The sequence below is a fragment of the uncultured Lutibacter sp. genome (assembly GCF_937891065.1).
Classification (GTDB): domain Bacteria; phylum Bacteroidota; class Bacteroidia; order Flavobacteriales; family Flavobacteriaceae; genus Lutibacter.
On the sequence record NZ_CALAEQ010000016.1, the window covers coordinates 1 to 3636 of the forward strand.

A 3636-nucleotide genomic window follows, 5' to 3' on the forward strand; every position below is an offset into this window, starting at 1 on the left:
CATAAATCATAATACTAATTAAAGCCCAAGTTTCTTTTGGATCCCATCCCCAATAGCGTCCCCAGCTTTCATTAGCCCATTGACCCCCTAAAAAGTTACCAATGGTTAACATAATTAAACCTACAGTTAACGACATTTCATTGATTATTGTTAACTCTTTAATCATTAAGCTAATTTTGGATTTGTTTTTTGTAGTAGTTAAAACCATTAATAACAATGAAATTAAACCTAAAATCATACCTAAAGCAAATGGTCCGTAACTAGCAACTATTATTGAAACGTGAATCATTAACCAATACGAATTAAGAACTGGTTGTAAATTTGCAATTTCAGGGTCCATCCAATTCCAATGTGCAACCATTAAGATAAATGCAGTTAAAAATGCGGTTGCTGCTATGGTCATAGATGATTTTCTCCCAAAGATTAATCCAAAAAGCATTGTTGCCCAACCTACGTATATCATAGATTCATACGCATTACTCCAAGGAGCGTTTCCACTTACAATCCAACGTGCAACTAAGCCTCCAGTATGCATCAAAAACAGCAAAATAATAATGGCAATACTTCCTTTAATTAAGTAATTTATTACTTTGTTTGAATTGAAAATTTGAAAAATTACAAATAAGAACATTAAGGTTCCTATGTACATGTAATAGCTATAGATTGTTCTAAAAACATCATATTTATTATAAGCAATTTCTAAATCTATTTTATGATCTGACGGATAAACGGCACTTCCATATTTTTTTTGAAAATTTATAACTCCTTCAAGAATTTCATCAGAATTAGTGTAATCTTTTGAAGCTTTCGAGTCTGATAAAGTTTGCATATAAATAGGTAATATTTGTCGTACAAATACCGAATCTTGCCCTTTATAATTCACAGTGTTAATGTCGTTTTGAGATACCCAAGTGTTGTTAGCATCATTAGGAACTGGAAATATTTTTAAAATAGCACCTGTAATGGCTGAGTATAATAAATTAACTCTTCTATCAACATTAATTACATCTTTTTCAAACTTACTTTTAATATTACTTTTTTGAGCTTCTTGTTGAATTTCAGAAATTTTATATGATCCTTTATCATCAAAAAAGCTTGAAAGTGAAGCGTATTTATCTTCATGTGCAATTCCAATAATATCTCTTAATTTAGTATTTCCTTTTTCAATATAAATAATTGGAATTTGAAACCAGATTCTTGGGTTTTGTTGAATTGATAAAAATACTTGTGTAGCATTCATATCTCTATAAGAGTCGCTCTTACTTACTTTTCTTAATAATTGAGAAGCGTAAGTGTGAACAGGTTTCATTCTACCACCGGCATCTTGTATGACAAGTTTGCTGAATTTTTCGGTATGTGCAATGTCAATATGATTAGCTGTTAATGCTGAATCTATTTGCACTTTAGTCATTACGTGGTTATGGTTTTGAGAAAAGGCTGCAGAAGCTAGTAATAGAAGTGCAATAGATGTTATTGTTGTTTTTTTAGTTCTAATTTTTTGTAAGCTTTTTCTTAGAAAATCAAATCTAGTATTTTTCATAAATAATATTAATATCAGGCCTGCATATAATAAGAAATAACCTACATATGTTATTGTAGAGCCCCAATAATCATGATTCACAGATAAATGCGTTTCTTCATATTGTTCTGTGATATTATAACTAGACTGGAAAAATTTATAGCCTTTGTAATTTAAAATATTATTCATAAAAATTCTAAAGTCAAATGTTTCTTCAGGAGCAATTACCGTTACTTCACTGGCAAAAGACATAGCACTTTGAGACCCAGGGTAATTATCTAGTTGAAAATCATTTAGTTTAATGCTGAATGGTAATTTCACTTGCATAGCGCCATAACTCATTCTGAAATTTAATTCACCTATTGAAAATTGAGTAGGTGGTTGAATTGCAAATTTACCACCAACTAATTTTACTTGTTTGGTTTCTCCTCCTGCTGTAACGTCAAACTCTAATTGCGCCAAAGAGTTTTGATCTTTATCTCCTGAAACTGATTTATAATCTCCCTTAATACTATTTTTAGGAACTACAAATTGTAAACCAGCAATATTATAAACTGCTAAAATTGAAAAATCTTGTAATGAATCTTTAACAATTGTTCCTTCAAATTTATCAGCCATTCTATAGAAATCACCATCAACAACAGATTGAATTTTTAAATTCCCATCTATAGTTTTAAAGTCAATAGTGTTTTTACTTTTAGAATCGAAGCCAACAGAAACACCATGTACATTTTCTATAGTACCTCTTTTTATATAATGGTCATGTCTTCCTCCACCACCAGATTCAACAACTTTTAAATAGTCAGTACCATTTTCACTTTCTTCAAATACATTTTGTGCATTAGGTATATAATTTGTTAATTTTACAGATACATCTGTACCTTTAAAATCTGTTTTATACGCGTAATTATTGTTTCCAATTGCAGACAATAAAATTTTACGATGTGAAGGTGTTTTTTGCTCTTTCCCATCATTAACTACAATACTTATGTAACTAGTTTCTGATAAAAATGTATTACTAACTGCACCTTCCTTAATCGGCATTATACCTTCAAAACTTATGTAACGAGTAATTCCAGCTCCAACTAATATTAAAAAGAAGGATAAGTGAAAAACAAGTACTACCAGTTTTTCCTTTTTGTATAATTTATACTTGAAAATATTTCCAAAAAAGTTTAATGCGAATATAATCATAATAGCTTCAAACCACCAAGCATTATATACCAAAGCTTTTGCGGTTTCTGTGCCATAATCATTTTCAATAAATGTTGCAACTCCCATGGATAAAGCAAAAACAATAAATAATACAGCTGTTACCCGAGTAGAATAAATAAGTGAAAGAAGTTTGTTCATTTCTAAAATTTTAGTATTAAAAAAATCATTTCGCAAAGCTAATGATAATTGTCATAAAATGAGTTTTTAAACCCAATTTTAAGAGAAATTTAATTTGATGCTATGCGATGTCAAATTTACAAGTAACTTTTGTTACAGTTGCTGATTTTTGTCATTAATTTGAACCTGAATTTTTAAATTAATATAAAATATTTTTTTGTAATTTTGTTACCATCAAATTTTGTATGAAAACTTTAAGTTATTATAAAATACACTTTAACTCTTTTTTAAATGTGAAGCGTCCTGAATGCTTTATTAAATAAGTAGTTCTAACATTTCGTGATTTTCTATCACACTTTTATCAATTTATTATTAAAATTTAAAACATATTATTATGGAATTACCATATGCTGAACCGTATAAAATTAAAATGGTTGAATCAATAAAACGTTCAACTGAAGAGCAACGATTAAAATGGATTAAAGAAGCCGATTATAATTTATTCAACTTATCATCTGATAAAGTATTTATCGATTTGCTAACAGACTCAGGAACTGGCGCAATGAGCGATAAGCAATGGGGAGAAATGATGATTGGAGATGAAAGTTACGCAGGTTCATCATCATTTTTAAAATTAAGAAAGACTGTTAAAAAAATTACAGGTTTTAAGTATTTTTTACCAACACATCAAGGAAGAGCTGCTGAAAATGTATTATTTTCGGCATTGGTTAAAGAAGGAGATGTTGTACCTGGTAATTCTCATTTTGACACTACAAAAGGACATA

Annotated in this window: 2 protein-coding genes; one reads left to right on the top strand and one right to left on the bottom strand. The window is 29.2% G+C overall.

Annotated elements, in window-relative coordinates:
- Nucleotides 1-2872, bottom strand: a 2872-nt coding sequence (ccsA, locus tag Q0352_RS01435) for a cytochrome c biogenesis protein (RefSeq protein WP_299522449.1), incomplete at its 3' end; no start/stop codon positions are given.
- A 373-nt stretch (nt 2873-3245) separates the two neighbouring features.
- Between ccsA and Q0352_RS01440 the strand changes: the two genes are divergently transcribed.
- Nucleotides 3246-3636, top strand: a 391-nt coding sequence (locus Q0352_RS01440) for a beta-eliminating lyase-related protein (protein WP_299522452.1), incomplete at its 3' end; no start/stop codon positions are given.